16 protein-coding genes and 3 pseudogenes are annotated in these 16,561 nt (G+C 32.0%); 5 read left to right on the top strand and 14 right to left on the bottom strand.

Annotation, left to right across the window (positions count from 1 at the left end; genetic code table 11):
- Nucleotides 1-58: 58 nt before the first annotated feature.
- Complete coding sequence (pdxR, locus tag MKY70_RS13425; RefSeq protein WP_341024599.1) at nucleotides 59-1,498, top strand: MocR-like pyridoxine biosynthesis transcription factor PdxR; 1,440 nt, start codon at nucleotides 59-61, stop codon at nucleotides 1,496-1,498.
- A gap of 340 nt (nucleotides 1,499-1,838) precedes the next feature.
- Here the strand turns inward: pdxR and MKY70_RS13420 are convergent, their stop codons facing one another.
- The 5 genes from MKY70_RS13420 to MKY70_RS13400 all read right to left on the bottom strand — a co-directional run bounded on the left by MKY70_RS13420 (nucleotide 1,839) and on the right by MKY70_RS13400 (nucleotide 4,957).
- Complete coding sequence (locus tag MKY70_RS13420; protein WP_002085376.1) at nucleotides 1,839-2,261, bottom strand: DUF3995 domain-containing protein; 423 nt, start codon at nucleotides 2,259-2,261, stop codon at nucleotides 1,839-1,841.
- A 158-nt stretch (nucleotides 2,262-2,419) separates the two neighbouring features.
- Nucleotides 2,420-2,953, bottom strand: coding sequence for a TetR/AcrR family transcriptional regulator (locus MKY70_RS13415; protein ID WP_002013313.1), 534 nt, complete (start codon nucleotides 2,951-2,953; stop codon nucleotides 2,420-2,422).
- Between the two features lie 242 nt (nucleotides 2,954-3,195).
- Nucleotides 3,196-3,693 (bottom strand): DUF421 domain-containing protein, encoded by a 498-nt coding sequence (locus tag MKY70_RS13410; RefSeq protein ID WP_002085380.1) that lies wholly within the window; start codon nucleotides 3,691-3,693, stop codon nucleotides 3,196-3,198.
- Entirely contained in the window at nucleotides 3,677-3,949 is a 273-nt protein-coding gene (locus tag MKY70_RS13405) for a hypothetical protein (RefSeq protein WP_078182362.1), read from the bottom strand. The genes MKY70_RS13410 and MKY70_RS13405 overlap by 17 nt, the downstream gene beginning before the upstream one ends.
- Before the next feature lie 81 nt (nucleotides 3,950-4,030).
- Nucleotides 4,031-4,957 carry a zinc-binding dehydrogenase gene (locus tag MKY70_RS13400; RefSeq protein ID WP_341024595.1) on the bottom strand — a complete coding sequence of 309 codons (927 nt, stop codon included), beginning with the start codon at nucleotides 4,955-4,957 and terminating at the stop codon, nucleotides 4,031-4,033.
- Nucleotides 4,958-5,076: 119 nt separating this feature from the next.
- Here MKY70_RS13400 and MKY70_RS13395 point away from each other — a divergent pair, with 119 nt between their 5' ends.
- Nucleotides 5,077-5,319: a hypothetical protein gene (locus MKY70_RS13395; RefSeq protein WP_341024593.1), complete on the top strand. Its 243-nt coding sequence runs from the start codon at nucleotides 5,077-5,079 to the stop codon at nucleotides 5,317-5,319.
- A 35-nt stretch (nucleotides 5,320-5,354) separates the two neighbouring features.
- Here the strand turns inward: MKY70_RS13395 and MKY70_RS13390 are convergent, their stop codons facing one another.
- The 3 genes and pseudogenes from MKY70_RS13390 to MKY70_RS13380 form a co-directional block, all read right to left on the bottom strand.
- Nucleotides 5,355-5,558 carry a hypothetical protein gene (locus tag MKY70_RS13390; RefSeq protein ID WP_000290880.1) on the bottom strand — a complete coding sequence of 68 codons (204 nt, stop codon included), beginning with the start codon at nucleotides 5,556-5,558 and terminating at the stop codon, nucleotides 5,355-5,357.
- Nucleotides 5,559-6,016: 458 nt separating this feature from the next.
- A pseudogene (locus tag MKY70_RS13385) lies at nucleotides 6,017-6,431 on the bottom strand (VOC family protein).
- Between the two features lie 243 nt (nucleotides 6,432-6,674).
- The gene (locus tag MKY70_RS13380; protein WP_341024591.1) at nucleotides 6,675-8,045 is read right to left on the bottom strand and encodes an aminotransferase-like domain-containing protein; all 1,371 of its coding nucleotides are present in this window, start codon (nucleotides 8,043-8,045) and stop codon (nucleotides 6,675-6,677) included.
- A 124-nt stretch (nucleotides 8,046-8,169) separates the two neighbouring features.
- Here MKY70_RS13380 and MKY70_RS13375 point away from each other — a divergent pair, with 124 nt between their 5' ends.
- Nucleotides 8,170-9,108, top strand: a complete 939-nt coding sequence (locus MKY70_RS13375) for a DMT family transporter (RefSeq protein WP_002141875.1) — start codon at nucleotides 8,170-8,172, stop codon at nucleotides 9,106-9,108.
- A gap of 17 nt (nucleotides 9,109-9,125) precedes the next feature.
- A complete protein-coding gene (locus tag MKY70_RS13370) occupies nucleotides 9,126-10,817 on the top strand; it encodes a M3 family oligoendopeptidase (protein WP_341024588.1) in 1,692 nt (563 codons plus the stop codon).
- 9 nt (nucleotides 10,818-10,826) lie between these two features.
- Here MKY70_RS13370 and MKY70_RS13365 read toward each other — a convergent pair whose 3' ends face one another.
- Nucleotides 10,827-11,903, bottom strand: coding sequence for a helix-turn-helix domain-containing protein (locus MKY70_RS13365; RefSeq protein WP_341024587.1), 1,077 nt, complete (start codon nucleotides 11,901-11,903; stop codon nucleotides 10,827-10,829).
- A gap of 397 nt (nucleotides 11,904-12,300) precedes the next feature.
- Between MKY70_RS13365 and MKY70_RS13360 the strand changes: the two are divergent.
- Nucleotides 12,301-12,375: pseudogene (locus MKY70_RS13360) on the top strand (aminoglycoside phosphotransferase); the annotation flags it as partial.
- 71 nt (nucleotides 12,376-12,446) lie between these two features.
- Here the strand turns inward: MKY70_RS13360 and MKY70_RS13355 are convergent.
- The 5 genes and pseudogenes from MKY70_RS13355 to MKY70_RS13335 form a co-directional block, all read right to left on the bottom strand.
- Nucleotides 12,447-13,118 (bottom strand): annotated as a pseudogene (locus MKY70_RS13355) (aminoglycoside phosphotransferase family protein).
- A 116-nt stretch (nucleotides 13,119-13,234) separates the two neighbouring features.
- Nucleotides 13,235-14,029, bottom strand: coding sequence for a VOC family protein (locus MKY70_RS13350; protein WP_341024586.1), 795 nt, complete (start codon nucleotides 14,027-14,029; stop codon nucleotides 13,235-13,237).
- A 117-nt stretch (nucleotides 14,030-14,146) separates the two neighbouring features.
- Entirely contained in the window at nucleotides 14,147-14,980 is an 834-nt protein-coding gene (locus tag MKY70_RS13345) for an alpha/beta fold hydrolase (RefSeq protein ID WP_341024585.1), read from the bottom strand.
- A gap of 136 nt (nucleotides 14,981-15,116) precedes the next feature.
- A complete protein-coding gene (locus MKY70_RS13340; RefSeq protein ID WP_341024584.1) occupies nucleotides 15,117-15,869 on the bottom strand; it encodes a class I SAM-dependent methyltransferase in 753 nt (250 codons plus the stop codon).
- Nucleotides 15,870-16,156: 287 nt separating this feature from the next.
- The gene (locus tag MKY70_RS13335) at nucleotides 16,157-16,504 is read right to left on the bottom strand and encodes a winged helix-turn-helix transcriptional regulator (RefSeq protein ID WP_002141868.1); all 348 of its coding nucleotides are present in this window, start codon (nucleotides 16,502-16,504) and stop codon (nucleotides 16,157-16,159) included.
- Nucleotides 16,505-16,561 lie beyond the last annotated feature (57 nt).

Genomic DNA, 16,561 nt, shown 5'->3' with positions numbered 1-16,561 from the left:
GTTGATTGTCAGACTGTTTTTCGCTTTAATTAAATTAAAAAGAAAAACAGGTGATTCTATGAAGATAGTACTACGTAAAGAATCCAACATACCATATTACCAACAAATATATATGCAAATTGTTGAGAGAATTCAAAGCGGGATGCTTTCACATGGCGATTACCTCCCTTCTTTACGTTCTATGGCCGATGATTTGCAAATTAGTTTATTAACTGTTCGTAAAGCTTATAAACAGTTAGAAACGAAAGGTTATATACGAATTGAACAAGGAAAAGGTGCCTATATACATAAACGTGTGAATAAAGATTTCAAACCAATCCCATATCAATGGCAACAAACGAAATCCATTAATGTTATGCGTTCTCAATATGTAATGAACCAACATCGTAAATATTTTGATTTTTCACAGGCTGTCCTTTATCCACGTTTATTACCAAATCCGTTTCTTTCAGATGAAATGCACAAATTACTTAATAAGGATCAAATGATACTGGCAACATACGGACCTGTTCAAGGTGACAAAGAACTTAGAGTGGAAATAACAAACTACTTAAAAGAACACCAACAATTAGTTACAGATCCATCTCAATTATTAATTACAAGTGGTGCCCAGCAAGGAATCGATTTAATCGCCCAAACATTATTAAAGCCTGGAGACATAGTGTTAGTAGAAAGTCCGTGTTATGGAGCGGCGCTTGATGTATTTGTTAATAAAGGAGTTCAAATTATCCCTGTTAGTCTTGATAACAACGGCATTCGCTCAGATCTAATCGATGATATTTGTCAAAGAAAGAATCCTGTTTTGTTATATGTGAATCCTACTTTTCAGAATCCAACGGGCACAGTAATGAGTAAAGAAAGAAGAATGGAACTTGTAGAACTAGCAGAGCTATATAACTTCTTCATTATTGAGGATGATTCTTTCGGAGAGATATATTTTGAGGATTTTAAAATTCCCCCTCCAATAAAAAGCTTTGATACAAATGGTCATGTTATATATTTAAAAGGATTTAGTAAAACGTTAGCACCAGGTCTTCGCATCGCGGCACTTGCAGCTGAAGGACATATCTTTGAATGGTTATACGCTGTGAAGGCTTCTATGGATATTGGTAGCCCTTTATTAACGCAGAAAGCACTACTTCCTTTTTTACGAGCGGAACGAATGAAAAATCATTTAGAAAAATTACGTACAGCTTTACAAATTAGACGAGATTTAACAATTGGTATATTATCTCCATTAAAAGAATTAGAATTTGAAATACCTAATGGTGGATTTAACTTATGGGTTACACTCCCACAGTCAATCGATCCTTTTACATTATTACAAAAAACAAATGAAGTAGATGTTTCTTTTTTACCCGGCACAGCTTGTCTGATAAACCATGAAAATCAATATAATCATTTGCGAATTAGTTATTCAATGTTAAATGAAAAAGATATGTTGATTGGATTAGAAAGGTTACATGATACCATTGCTAAGTTTAAATCAATGATTTAAACTCCAAAACAACAACTAACCTATTATTCACACAATAAAAAACCAACACTTTAAAATTTTATTAAAAGTCAAGATATAAGCTGAACCTATTATTAATAGTGAATTCTTATCTAATGTCATACATTAGATTTATAAAAATTAAAAGGATAGAAGAGCTTGAATAAATTCGCCCTATCTATCCTCTTTTTAAACACAAATGACTAATCATAGCGGACTTCGCTGTCACCAGAACCCGTATTGCTCTATTGCTATGCTCAAACTTCTTTTTATTGCTACTTGTTCAATAAGAGCTGTTTTCTTCCTGCATAAAATTTATTTTATAGGGAATTCATTATACTTATTAAAACAACAACATGATATAGACAAAACCAAAGAATAAGCATAATGGACTATAGAACCAAGTGTCATATCTAGCAAACTGAGAATGTTTAATTTTTTTAAAAAATCCAACAAACTTAAAATCACCAATTGCCCTAATAATGAAAACTAAAGCGCAGACAATACTTCCGATTTTAGATAAACTATTTGCTTCGAACCCCTGCAAATAACCTACTTGAACAACAATAATGACACTAGCTAATAGAATAAGAATGGCTACGAATAATGTTCCCCATATTCTCGGAGTAAAAGCAGGCTTATGTTCTCCCTCTTTTACTGGGATAACAGCAGCAGAACCCCATCGACCTCCAAAAGCCCAATAAATATGCAAAAAACTGATAAACCACAGAAGCCCCACAGCTACTACTATTAATAGTAATTTCATTTATTCGCCCCCAATTTTGTAACTTCAAAGATAACATACACTACCGTATGTTATAGTGAAAATTTTGTCCCTTCAGGTTTTATAACCATATTAGGGACATTTATTATCGAATAATCAATTATGCCTCAGCATAATTGCGTCCGGAGGCTTTACTTTTTTCAATGGATGTTTGGACACCCGCTGAAAGAAGTTAAAAGCTCAACCATTTTATCAATATCAAAATTAAGATTTGCTTCAAACCTTGTCATCCATCCTACATACGTTAAATAGGCAAGTCTCGCTCGATCAATTGATTCAGTTTCGTCTACGCCCATTTTTTGATACAATTTTGCAACACAAGAAATTCTTTGTTCTTCTATATCTACTAAACGTGTTGCCACAACAGGATCATATTTAGCCCAAGCATAAATACCATTCTCAATTTTTTTATCTCGATTAAAACTAATCTGTAATAGCTGTTCTAAAGAGGCATCCTGTTGCTCCATACTTTGAACAATCAGCTTTGTTGCATGTACTTCCCAAAAGTCGAGCATAGAATCTAAAAGCTCTTGATGGTCACGAAAATAGTGATAGAAGCTTCCTTTGCTTATTTTTAGCAATCGAGCAAGTGCTTCAATGCGAACTTTATGTATTCCTTCATTAGCTAATTGTTGTAATCCTACTTTTATCCAGTCTTCCCTCGTTAATTGCATATTATCTCTCCAATAAAATACGGTAGCGTATGTTTTACGTTAGATTACTACTATTCTCATTTTTTGTCAATTTTTCATTCTGTTTATTTTTATGAACTTTAATGTTGTTGTTAATCGTAATATTGATCGTCATCACCCTCGGTAAATTGGATAACACGAAAGTCCCTTCAGGATTACTGAAGGGACTTTTACACGTTTGCGAAAAGTGCCTTTATGTACAAGAAGCGCTTTTCAGTCTAAAACTATTTTTTCAGATTGCATTGCTCTAGAAGCTTTTCTAGCATTTCCAAAGTAACTGGTTGTGCTTTAGTAGTTAGTTGATACCCAATCCGTCCATTCGTTTCTACAGTTGCTTGTTGTAAATTCTTGATTTCATGTATACCTTTTTCTCTCAGATGCATAAATAATTGTTGTTCTGACATTTTCGCGCGTAATAAATTCTTTTTTAAGATTTCTCCGTTTTCTATAACAATAATGCTATTTCCATTTAGAAACTTTTCTACTTTTCGTGATTTCAATTCAAAAAAATGAATAATAAGTAAAACACCCGCAAAAATAAACGCAGCAAAAATAGATGGGCCTACTTTCCTACTTAATATAGGTTCTACAATAATACGACCTATAGAAACCACAATAATAATTTCAGCTCTCGTCATTTGGCTAACAGATTTACTACCTGTCAATTTTAAAACAATAATTCCAGTGAGGATTAAAATAATGCTTTCAAAAAGTATATTCATTACAGCCCAATCCTTTAATAGTGAATGTTACTAGTATTCCCATTAAAGGATTTTTATGATATTTTAAAGTATCCATTCTCTTTACGTGCCTTATTCTTTGAAGCACCTCTCTCCCAGCTAGTACTGGTAAAGCATCAACTTTCTTCATTGCTTCTACTTGTGATTCGTTACGAATCATTGCATACACAGTATGACCTTCTTTTATTGGCATTGGTATTAAAGAACGTGCTGTTGCACCTGCTACAAAAATTTTCATATGTGTTCCTTCTTATTTTGAATATCATAATTGAGAAAAGACATATATAAGGTATGTGACAAATATTTGGCTAGTTTTTCATTATTCATATGAAACGTATACTTTTAAAGGATTAATTATCCCTTGACTCAGTTCCTCAAAACATTGTATGAGTGCAGTATAATGTATTTCATGTTGAAAAATTTCTTCTATAAATGGTGTTTGTTCTATTTTTCTAAAAAAACAATCTGCATGTTTTTGATAATCGTATCCGTCACTTGACCCAATGATTTGCAATTCTTTCCGATAAAAGTCGGCGGTTAATGTTAGTTCTACTTTATTACCATCAGAAAGTATACATATTACACCATTACTGTTAAGTGCTTTTTGCAATGTACGGAATCCGCTATTTGTAGCTGAACATTCGAAACCGTAACTATATGTTTCTATTATTTTCTCTTCTGAATCATATATGTTTTTTGCACCAAATTTCTTTACAAAGTCTCTTCTATTTCTATCAGGTTCAACAACATCCACATATTCAACACCTGCATAGTATTTTAAGAAATAACATGTGAGTAAACCCATAACTCCCATTCCAGTAATAAGTACTTTTTTAGCCTGTCGTGGGTTTAGTTTTAATACTCCTTTAGCAGCATCACATGAAAGAATGGATAATAAGGCAACTTTAGGATTTATATAACTAGGTATTCGAATTACTTTATGTTCCTTAACTATTCCGATCGTTTGATGCCCATAAAAAGAAACCACTTTATCGCCTACGTTTAAATTTGTTACTTTATTACCAACTTGAATAACTTCACCATAACTTTCATATCCAGTTTTTCTTGGATAAAAAGGATTTGTATCTGTAACATCCGATTCTTTATACTGTGGTAACTCTGCTCCAATACTAATTGCACCTGCGATTGTTTTAACGATAATTTCATCATCCTGTAAAGACCTAATTTTATCCGTTTGCCACTTCAGTTGTTTAGGCCCTTCTAGAACTAATTTATATTGTTCCATTACTACTCTCTCACTTTATAAAAAATATATTCTCACTAAACTTTAAGCTACAATAATCAATAGGAAAGATTCATCCAAAATTAAAGCTATAATGTTGGCTAGCACTCAACAGTGATATCATGATAATTGAATTTGATGGATATGGAATTAATGAGTATGTTATTGGTCATAACTGTTCTATCAGTAAGTTAAAAAAAATGTATTTTAACGTAAAAAATGAAGAGTTATCTAATGAGGAGCTTATAAATTTATTTTGTGTACGTTATCATTTTGAAAACATTCCAAAGTCATTACAAGAAGACATTAAGAGCGATGTCGTCATTGCCTTAGATACGGACTATATTTATATCCCTAATAGATAACAATAACCCAGTAAACTAAAATGGTTTAATGTAACTTACGATTCAGACAAGAATTTAATAAAATAAGTAATTGCCCAAATAGAAGTCGCGAATTGAGTGACAAAATACATTGTCCATTCGAAAGAAGTCAGTTTTCTCTCTCGTTTAATCTTCTTTAAGTATCTGTAAAATATTAATGTACTCAAAAACATAAGTAATAAAGAGAATTGTTGTAAATCATCGACTATACGTACCGCCATAGATTTCATCACCCTCCTATACAAAATTAAAAACCTACTTTAAGGATATCATTAATTTAGTAATAATTCCCTATTTTTTGATAAACTTCAAAAAATGTTTTGTATATGTGCAAAGATAAATTATTTGTGTACAGTATAAAGAAAAAGAGCACTCAACTCCTGAGTACTCTTTAAACTTTAATTTTGATTTAATACATTCTTTTCAAAATATTTCCCCTTATTTTATAAAGTAAATATCTACTATATATATTAATATTAGGTTATATTATAGAAAATGAAGGTAAACTGTTATTTAAAAGCTTACTCTGGGGTATTTTATATTATATATCTTGGAGTTACTTTACGTTTACGAACCTAAAACAAGCATAACCCCGTTCTTTTTTTAAGAAAGGGGTAAAATAATATGAATTAAATTTGAGTAGCATTGCACCCTATGCCTCTTGGTGCAACAGCGAGGTTCACGCTTTTTTGTTCGAAATCCGCACATCTAAATAGTGCTGATTGTACATAATGCCTAATATGTTTCCGAAGGGATCAACTACAGAAGCGGTGGTGAATCCCACGCCGCGCTCTGTAGGTGCCTCATACTCTTTCGCTCCCATAGACATCAGCTTATTGTAAGTTGCTGTAACATCATCAACATGCCAATACGCGAGCACCAGCTGGACCGGTCACTGTACCAACTGGCGCATAACGACTATCGATTAAACCTAGCTCATGTTGGTAGTCGCCAATGCGAAATTCGGCATATCCTGGACGTTCAAAGTATGGTTCACTTCCTAATAGGTCAGCGTACCATTTCTTTGCGGCTGCTAGATTATCTGTCCAAAAACTAACTGTGGTTAGCCCTCGTAATGTCTGTGTATTGCTCATAATCGATCTCCTCCATAATGTTGAGTAATATTTCCACATACTAAAACGAAATAACACCTTCTGAATTACCTTTAATTCACATATAAATAACCCATTCTCTTATCCACATTCAAGAAAATGCCCTTTTAATGGAAGATCATGAACGTAACGATTTTTTTGTAATTAAACAATAATATTGTGAATCAATAAGAGCAATACATACAAACAAGGCTATTCTATTCAAAACACGCCCCCTCATAATTTTTATTCTTTTTTAAACTGAAAATCCACACGGTTCGTTCGTTTTATTTCCCCAATTACTTTGCCAATCCCTTCTTCAATCTTTTCTTCTTTTACATTAGATACATTTAACTTTAACAATCTCTCTTTATGAAAGTTACTTAAATAATTTTTATCAATAGAATCTATACTTATTTGACTCTTGCTTAAATTTTTAATAAATGTGTCCGTGACTATATTTTTTTTCAACTGTAAACAAGTGTGTATTCCAATTGGATCTACTGTTCTATAAGTAAACAAATGTGGATTTTCATTTTGAATACCTTCTACTACTGCCGCTAGTTTTTTTGACCTATTGTAGTAAGATGTTTTTATTTTATGTTTATGCCGATCAAACATTCCGCTCTTTATGTAAATTTCTAAAGCAGCTTGCGAAATCATAGGACTATCGATATCTAAAATCTTTTTATACTTATAAAAGGCATCTGCAATGGATTGCGGGATGACTGCAACACCGACTCGCAAACCAGGAAAGATGATTTTCGAATAACTTTTTAAATATATAACATGATTACAATTATCTTGGCTGTAAAACGGATCTACTTTTGAATCAGTTTCTAAATCTGCTAAATAGTCGTCTTCTACTATAAATACATTATATTTCTTCGCAAGTTTAATAATCTTTTCTCTCTCTTTTTTAGAATACGAAGTTCCAAGTGGATGATGAAATCTTGGAGTTGTATAAAAGAATTTAATTTTTTCTGTGCTGAATATCCGCTCTAGTTCATTTAAATCTATCCCCTCATGCGTACGCTTAATTCCGATTACAGGAATGTTATTTGTTTCTACATATTCAATATATAAATGGTAACTTGGCTGTTCAATTAGAATCATATTATGTTCATTCGGAAATGGTATTGAAGTTAATATAGCAAGTGCTTGCTGCACACCTGACGTTATAAATATATTATCTTCCTTCGTGAAAACTTGATAGTTTGCTAACTGTTTTTGCACAACCGAAATTAAAGATGGTAACCCTTTCGGTGTTCCGTATATAAACAAATCATTCTTATAGGTATCAATCGCTTTATTAATGCAATGCTGAAAATCTAAGTATGGAAAAACATCTGGATCTGGGGCCGAAGAAGCGAAATCAATAATCTCGTTACTTTCTACGTAACTTCCAGATTTCTTAACAACGTAGTATCCACTTTGAGGTACAGAATAAATAATATGACGCTTTTCCAATTCATGCAGCGCTCGTATTACAGTCGCTTTATTACATTCATATTGTGTAACAAGCGACCGTATAGACGGTAATTTCTTTCCTTCTTTTATCTCACCATTTTGAATCATACTTTCTAAGTCGGTCAAAACATGTAAATATTTATACATCATTACACCTCCTATTTTTTTGTACCGGTACAGTTTGTATTTGTTCACATTGTAGCACTAGATCAGAAGGATTACTATGTACTTATACTGGCCAGTAAGAAATCAACTACTATGAGGTGGAATTATGACAAATACAACAAAAGCATATATATCAGCATTACTCTATTCATTTATTATTGGGTTTTCATTTATGTTTGTGAAACTAGCACTAACCATTACGAGTCCTCTTGATACTCTGGCTCACCGTTTTACAGTTGCCTTCATAGCAGCAACCATTCCGGTTATTTTCGGTTTTGTAAAGTTAAATATATCATTTAAAAACATACTTACACTTTTACCACTCGCAATATTTTATCCAGCATTGTTCTTTGCTTTCCAAGCATTTGGCTTAGTATATACAAGTTCATCTGAGGCTGGAATTATACAAGCAACGATCCCTATATTTACGATGATACTAGCTTCCTATTTTTTAAAAGAATATACGAATACATGGCAAAAAACATCAGTATGTATTTCTGTCATAGGTGTCATTTATATATTTGTTATGAATGGTATAGGGGCTCATGAAACGAGCTTTATCGGTGTTATTCTCATTTTATTATCGGCATTATCATCTGCTTGCTACAATGTATTAACTCGAAAAATGACAAAGAAATTCAAGCTGATGGATTTAACATACACAATGACAGCAATCGGTTTTATTAGTTTTAATTTCATCGCAATCATTGACCATATGAACAAAGGTACAATAACTGTATACTTTAAGCCATTTACGAATGGAACATTCCTTATCTCCATTTTATATTTAGGATTACTATCTTCCTTACTGACAGCATTATTATTAAACTATTCATTATCTTATATTGAAGCAGCCAAAATAAGTGTTTTTAGCAACTTATCTACACTTATTACCATTATCGCAGGCGTTGTATTCTTACACGAGCAAATTGCCTACTATCATATTGTCGGTACACTTATGATTGTTCTTGGAGTAATAGGCACAAATTTTCTAGAAAAAAAAGGAATCATAGCGAAAAAGAAGAATACCTCCTTGAGTAAATAAAAAGTGAGGGGTAAATAATGCAGAACTCTAATACGATCGATATCCGTAATATACATGAGCTAGAGAACGAATTATCTACTTTATTAAGTAAACCCATTTCTTCAGGAGAAGATTTAGAAAATTGGCTGAAAATACAGTCGAAATTAATATGGGAAATCGAAGAACAATTGAGATCACACTATATTGACTTTCAATGTAATACAGATAACAAAGAAATAAAAGATACGTTTGAATATGATCAACAATATGTAAGGCCTCTTTTGAAACGTTATCAAAATTCCTTTGATAATAAATATTTAGAGTCACCATTTCGAATGCAACTTGATCCAAAAACTTATAGCTTACTAGATAAAAAAATAAAAAATGCGCAAACATTATTTTGTGAAAAGAACATTGATTTAGAAGTAAAAGAAGACAAATTAGTAACCGAGTACTTCGAAATTACAGGCAGTTTGACTGCACTATGGGATGGCGAAGAAAAAACAATTACTGAACTACAGTCTTACTTACAAAATCCGAATCGTGATATACGAAAAAAAGCAAAAACGCTCATTTCTGAAAAATTTTTATCTGTTGAAAATAATTTACAACATATTTTAAATGAATTAATTGCAATCCGTCACCAAAAGGCAAAAAACATTCAATTAGATAATTATCGTGATTATATGTTTAAAAAACATGAACGTTTTGATTATACGGCTGATGATTGCTATGAACTTGCAGAATCCGTTCGTAAATACGTTGTGCCACTTATTGATAATATATTTAATGAGAAAAAAGCTGAACTTCAAGTAGATACACTTCGTCCGTGGGATCTAAAAGCAGCCGCACCAAATCAAAAAGTATTAAAACCCATTGAAGACGAGAGTGATTTAATCGAAAAAAGTTCTCATATTTTACAAAAACTAGACCCAGAATTTTCTGCATTATTGAGCCGTATGCATAAAAATGATTGCTTAGATTTAGAAAGTCGTAAAGGAAAAGCACCTGGAGGATTTTGCGAACACTTACCTGCTTCTCAATTATCTTTTATTTTTATGAATCTCAATCATACACATTATGATGTTACTACTTTCCTCCATGAAATGGGCCATAGTATTCATAATGAATGTATGAAGCAGCTAAAGCTACAAAAATATTTAGAAATCCCTTCAGAATCAGCTGAGCTAGCCAGCATGACAATGGAATTGTTTTCGATGGAGTATTGGGATACATTTTATGAGAATACAGAAGAATTTATAAAAGCAAAATTAGATTTCTTTAAAGATATTGTTAAGTATTTACCACAAATGCTTATCGTTGATCAATTCCAACATTGGATGTATGAAAATCCAAATCATACTGCTAAAGAAAGAAATGAAAAATATTTAGAATTACATAACACTTACCAATCGAATGTGGTAAATATTGAAGGTTATGAAAACTGGATAGCAACTGGCTGGTTACCTGTACTACACATATTCGAAATACCCTTCTATTATATTGAATATGCAATCGCGCAACTTGGTGCATTGCAAATGTATAAACAATACAAAGAGAATCCTAAACAAGCACTACAAAATTACAAAAAAGCATTATCTCTAGGTAGCTCTGAATCCTTACCAGAGGTATATGAAGCAGCTGGAATTCGTTTTGATTTTTCTAGTGAGACAATAAAAGAATTAATGGCATTTGTAGAAGAGGAATTGGAATTACTTAAACAAATATAAATTGAATCTTTATCTCGCTTTATTAATAAGCTCTATATATTGTAGGTCCCCATATCCTATTGTTGGAAAAAGATTAAACAACCTTTTTAGTAACTCTTGTGTTGGTAAATCTTTATTTTTGGAGATATACTTTACTACTACATTATTTTCTTTTAGCATCTCTAAATATAAATCTATCGCCTGATACATTACAGGTAGTATCTCATGAGATGGCTTTTTATGATTTACTAGAACTTCATTGTAAACAGAAAAATAGTTCCCTAATTCAAGTTCAATTTGACTTACTTTAAATTCATCCTCTCTGAAGCTATTTAAGTATACTTTTCCCTTATAATCAGACTGTTCAAGGTAAGAAAGTACGGTAAGTAGATTCATTTGGCAAAACATATCCTCACCAAACCATAAAACGATACATTTATACTCTTTTTTAAAAAGATTCTCTAAAGGATGAATAACCTTTTTCATATAATTTTCTACAGTACCTTGATGTCCTTCTGCCCTTTTTTTAATAAACTCATCATCAAAAATCTGTGCAGTAGTCGCATTTACACACATAGCTTCATTAAATGGAGCGTAATCAGACTCCCCCATTAGTCTTTCACTTTTAAATTCTTCATACATAAATTGACCATTTAATATGTTTAGTACATCTTTATCAAACAGCTCACTCTTCGCATTTCGTAACTGATTAACTTCAACTTTTCTAGAAAAATTCATTCTATCCCACTCCTTGCCATCATTGATTGAGAGTTTAATAAATGATTGAACCGGTATTTTGTTAAGTTGGAATTTTCCTGGGGTTATACCAAAAACAGTTTTAAATGCTCTACTATAAGCCTCTTGCGAAGAGTAATCGTAATCAAATGCGATATCAATTATCTTTCTATCATTCGTCAAATCTTCCGTTGATAAATACAATCTTCTAAGAAGAATATATCGTCTAATACTTATCCCTGTTACTTGATGAAATTTAAACGAACAGAAGTAAGGAGAATACCCCATATAATCAGATAATTTATCTAATGAAAACTCCTTTTTTAAATTGCCCTCAATCCATTCAATCATTAGCTGTATATGTTCATTCATTTATCTCCCTCCTCACTAAATATTATAAGAAGTATCCACTTCTTTCTTTTGATATTTCTTGTGGTTTATAACATTAACCACCCTCTAGAACCTTTAAATATCATATGTAATTACTCATTTCATATTTTTTCAGCTATCTTATTTTGTCATACATTTACTTAACTTTCCAATAAAGTGAAACTTTAATCAGTGGGGAGTTTGTTCCTCCCCACTGATTATTATCCCATACTAATCGGACTTTTACGGGATAAATCTTTTTTAAAGGATTCTACCAAATAAAACACGAAATTTGTAAGTTAAGGAACTAGTAGTTTTGTGAGTGGAAAATTTATGTTTGGAAAGAAAGTTAAAATGAATAATATAGAAAAAGAGATACTTAAACTAATTAATAAACTATATCCAAATGATTGATTTTCAAGACTGTGAAAAACATTTTTACATATTCGATTTAGCTGTTCCAGTCTATAGCGCGAAATGAGTAAAAAAATAAATGATCCACTATTTTAATAGGGATCAAAACAAATACTTGAAAACATCTTTTATTTACAGAGGTGTACTCTCTGCCAATCTAGCTGCGCTAATAATAGGAGCCCACTGGAAAATTTCATCTCTTAATAGACCTGTTTTTTTGCAATACATATGTAATTACATTTCAGCTAATTCCACTGAATTCTGTGAATACAATAAGTATGTCCGAAACACATCTGCACGAATATCACCTGAACTAGCATCAACCCAATCTATAATATTCACATCACCATGACATACTCTAGGTTCAAATGTGATTGAATCTAACTTTTTTAATATATTTCCCTTTTGTTTTTCATCCAGATCATGCACGGAGTTAATTTGACGATAAAGCCTTTCTTCCATCGGTTCTATTTCATTAGAGTTCACAGATATAGCATGAATTTTTTGTTGTATACTTACACAAATACTTATGAAATACTCCGCTTTACTCAAATTATTAAGCAAAAGCTCACCAACACTTTCCCCTTCTACATATTCCATAATAATAGCTTGTCTACCTTGTATCTCTGTAACTTCAAATACTTTAGGAACGTGTAAACCACATGAATATGCATACTTTTGTTTTTGTGCTTCGTATAGAGATTCTGTATTAGGGAAGTATTCTTTAAACAATTTCACAACTTTATTATCACAAAGATAAATTTCAGCCGTATTTCCTTTGGCTATCGGATTTCCTAGATTCAATTCATTTCTCTCCTTACAGTAAATTAGAATAACGCCTTATAGTCCTCTATAAATTCAGTGTAATTATACTGAAACCCTTCTTCATGAAAATGAAAAAAACTTACCCCTACCTATAATTATATAGAAAGTGGTAAGTTTAATTTTCTAGGAATATCGGAATGAAACTCCGGTGTATGCAAAACAGAAAATGAATACCCTTGTTGAATAAACAATACTTCAGTATGTTTACTTTCAAATGGAACACCATTTTTCTTAAAGTTATTTTGGATTTGTTGTAAAAACGCATGATCCGGTGTTCCGAATGAAACATGTACTTTCGGTGGTAAAGCTTTCATCGCGATTGGAATCCACGGTCGCTGCCACCAGGTTGCAACGATATATGCAGTGCCACCTATAACAAAATTGAAAATATCCCCATCTTCCTTCGTTTTCATGTCTAGATTTGATTTCAACCATTCCGTAAATACAGGTACACTTTTAACCGGAAGACCAATTTCCCTTACGTATAAAATGTTTAACGGTGAATGCGGGACTAATACCTCTTCTTTAACATAACTATGTGCGATAATTTCGAGAAGATTTCCATCACCATCTTTAAAGTATAAATTGAATAGACCGCTCTCTTCACCAATTGTATGACCATCTTTCCATTTCACAATGAGTAATCCAGACTCTTTAAGCCATTTTGCCGTTTCATGAAATTTTGAATATGGGATCTCAAAAGCGAAATGCGCAGGTGCAATTGCTTCATACACTTCTTGAAAACTAATTGTTGTATACGGTGTTACTTCAAATTGAATATATGATGCGGTTTCTTTTTTTATTGGAAAAGATAATATGTCTTTATAAACTTGTTTTACCCCTTCTATAGAAACCGTTTGTAGTTTTATATCTGATATATGTGTAATCACTTTACATTCCCCCTTGTTTCTTATTATTTATTCTTATTGTATTACACTTATAAATAGATAAAATCAAACCGAAGGGTGGATTTTTCATGTGAAAACTACAACTTTAGTATGAATATGTTATCTCCAATTACTTTTTATTTCCTCTATAACAACTTCTGGTTTATCCCAATGCAACAAATGTGTAGTATCAGAGATTACTTTTACTTTCGCACCAGTTTTTAATTTGAAAATTTTTACTGTCTTTTCTCTATAATCATCCCATATCTGCGGTAGTGTAGCTCGAAGTAATACAATATTAGATGGTAACTTCTCGTAAATATCTATCGTTTCATCTTTATGCATACCTCTTATTATATTACCAGCTGTTGTACCTCTCGCATGCCAACATACTTTATTATCCATTTCAATCCCTAGGTCTTTTACAGCAACTTCTACTAATGGAGACCACCTAGTATATGCTTCTTTTTCACTTTTGAAAAATCCACCCCAATTATTAAAAATATATTCTTCAAAATCCTTTTCGTAATACGCGATTTCCTCTTCAAGCGTTTCTTCTTGAAGCCTTTTTGTTTGATATCCACCATCAATAAGAATACTTCCTAGTACTTTTTCTGGATTATTTAATAAATAAAATAGTGCTACAAAACTTCCCCACGAATGTGATAAAAAATAGAAATGTTCAATTCTCAGTTCATTTATTATTTCATTTAACCAGTTTGCTAAATTCAGCATCTCATAATCTTCCGTTCTTTCAAAGGGCGGTGTTTTACCATGCCCAGGTGCATCAATGGAGATAAATCTATACTCTTCCTTTAATTCCTCTGCAATTTCTATAAAACTTAAACTCGTACTACCTAACCCATGTAAACAAAAGATAACGGGCTTTTCATTATTTCCCCACTCAGTAATATGCGCGTTTATTTTTTCGTTGTTAATATAGTAACGTTTCAAAATAATTATCCCCTATATTTCAATTTTTAGATTACCACTTTACCTATTTCTATGATTTTTAAGTTTCCCCTGCATTCTTTTCCACAAAAAAAGCTGATTTTCTTTTAAAGAAAATCAGCTTTTACGTTAAAATACACTATGATTTAACAGCAATAATCATAAACCTTTTTGAATTCGTACGAATACCTTTTTCGGAACTATTAGCGTCAATGAACTTTTGTAAAATATTAAAGTCCTCTTCTTTTTCTCCAAATCTAGGAATAATAGGCGTATGTTTTAATAAGAAAATAAGATCCTCAGGAGTACTGTAATAATCAGTAACATCATATTCACGTACTTGTACGAGTTCAAATCCTGCACTAATAAGTTCACCCATATAATTATCTTTTAACGTACCATCTCTTTCACCTAAACATTGCCCTCTACCAAATGATTCTTTAAGATTTAATTTATCATGTTCGCTAACTTGTTGTGTTAAGAAAAAAGCACCTTTTTTCATTACTTTTGCCAATTCAGGTGCTACAAACGGCGCATGACAACTTGAAGTAATATCAAAATGAGCATGCGGAAACGTTAAAAATTCCGAATCCATTTGAAGAAATTCAACATTTTGTACACCTGCTTTATTCAAATTGGAATATGCTGTTTTGATCATTCCTTTAGAATTATCTATTCCAATCAGTAATGCAGCTGAAGATGCTATTTTTAATATATTCTCTCCTCCACCTGTGCCAACATCAAGTAGAATATCTGATGGTTTACATCTTTCTTGCACTTCGCCATAAAAGTCCCAAGTGTCACCTACAGTTTCACACTTTAGCTTACTAAAGTCCCACCCATTTAATCGTCCCACTTTATCATAAAAACTTTTATACTCTAATTCATTCATTTTATTATTTCCCCTTTGTAAAAATGCATTAACTGTTTAGATGATTCTCGAAATAGACTCATAGTTGATATTATCGTGAAAGGGCCTACGTCTTCTTTTATATCTGCTACGCATTTTTTCAGCCCCGAACAACTAGTTACTTCGAACGATACAGCATTTCATCTATATCACCTCATCTGGAAGACTGCATATATAATAACCTATAACACTATTTAATTATATATTATAAAATACAAATTACTAAAACGATATGTTTCGACAAACCCCATTTAGTTTACATAATAATATTATAGTTTGTTTTTATCGATATATTCTAAATGTCCTCTTCCCCAACCACACATACTATCCAAAACAATACTGACTGTTTTTCCATGCTCAGTTAAGCTATATTCCACTTTAGGTGGTATTTCTTGATAAATTTCGCGTTTTATTAGTTGATCGTGCTCTAATTCACGAAGCTGCTTCGCTAATGTTCCTTGAGAAATGCCTGGCATTAATCGCTTTAATTCACCAAACCGTTTCGTTCCATCTGTTAATAATATAAATAAAATGAGTGGCTTCCATTTCCCACCGATTATTTGTAATGTCGCTATTACCCCTTTTAATTTCGGTTCCTCTAAATTCACTTTCCTCACCACTCCCCTCAAATCATAAATTATAATGATTAATTTTTTATATTATGTATCCATATA

It is taken from the genome of Bacillus sp. FSL R9-9492 (genome assembly GCF_038007365.1).
GTDB lineage: Bacteria > Bacillota > Bacilli > Bacillales > Bacillaceae_G > Bacillus_A > Bacillus_A mycoides.
The sequence above is the reverse complement of the archived record's forward strand: the minus strand, read 5'-3'. Positions and strand labels throughout refer to the sequence as shown.

What these genes read in the sequence shown, in the direction of transcription:
- MKY70_RS13400 (WP_341024595.1), bottom strand. Translation starts at nt 4,957, where the DNA reads ATGGAACAATATAAATTAGTTCTAGAAGGGCCTAAACAACTGAAGTGG.
- MKY70_RS13365 (WP_341024587.1), bottom strand. Translation starts at nt 11,903, where the DNA reads ATGAATGAACATATACAGCTAATGATTGAATGGATTGAGGGCAATTTA.
- MKY70_RS13370 (WP_341024588.1), top strand. Translation starts at nt 9,126, where the DNA reads ATGCAGAACTCTAATACGATCGATATCCGTAATATACATGAGCTAGAG.
- MKY70_RS13410 (WP_002085380.1), bottom strand. Translation starts at nt 3,693, where the DNA reads ATGAATATACTTTTTGAAAGCATTATTTTAATCCTCACTGGAATTATT.
- pdxR (WP_341024599.1), top strand. Translation starts at nt 59, where the DNA reads ATGAAGATAGTACTACGTAAAGAATCCAACATACCATATTACCAACAA.
- MKY70_RS13405 (WP_078182362.1), bottom strand. Translation starts at nt 3,949, where the DNA reads ATGAAAATTTTTGTAGCAGGTGCAACAGCACGTTCTTTAATACCAATG.
- MKY70_RS13415 (WP_002013313.1), bottom strand. Translation starts at nt 2,953, where the DNA reads ATGCAATTAACGAGGGAAGACTGGATAAAAGTAGGATTACAACAATTA.
- MKY70_RS13340 (WP_341024584.1), bottom strand. Translation starts at nt 15,869, where the DNA reads ATGAATGAATTAGAGTATAAAAGTTTTTATGATAAAGTGGGACGATTA.
- MKY70_RS13380 (WP_341024591.1), bottom strand. Translation starts at nt 8,045, where the DNA reads ATGTATAAATATTTACATGTTTTGACCGACTTAGAAAGTATGATTCAA.
- MKY70_RS13375 (WP_002141875.1), top strand. Translation starts at nt 8,170, where the DNA reads ATGACAAATACAACAAAAGCATATATATCAGCATTACTCTATTCATTT.
- MKY70_RS13395 (WP_341024593.1), top strand. Translation starts at nt 5,077, where the DNA reads ATGATAATTGAATTTGATGGATATGGAATTAATGAGTATGTTATTGGT.
- MKY70_RS13390 (WP_000290880.1), bottom strand. Translation starts at nt 5,558, where the DNA reads ATGGCGGTACGTATAGTCGATGATTTACAACAATTCTCTTTATTACTT.
- MKY70_RS13420 (WP_002085376.1), bottom strand. Translation starts at nt 2,261, where the DNA reads ATGAAATTACTATTAATAGTAGTAGCTGTGGGGCTTCTGTGGTTTATC.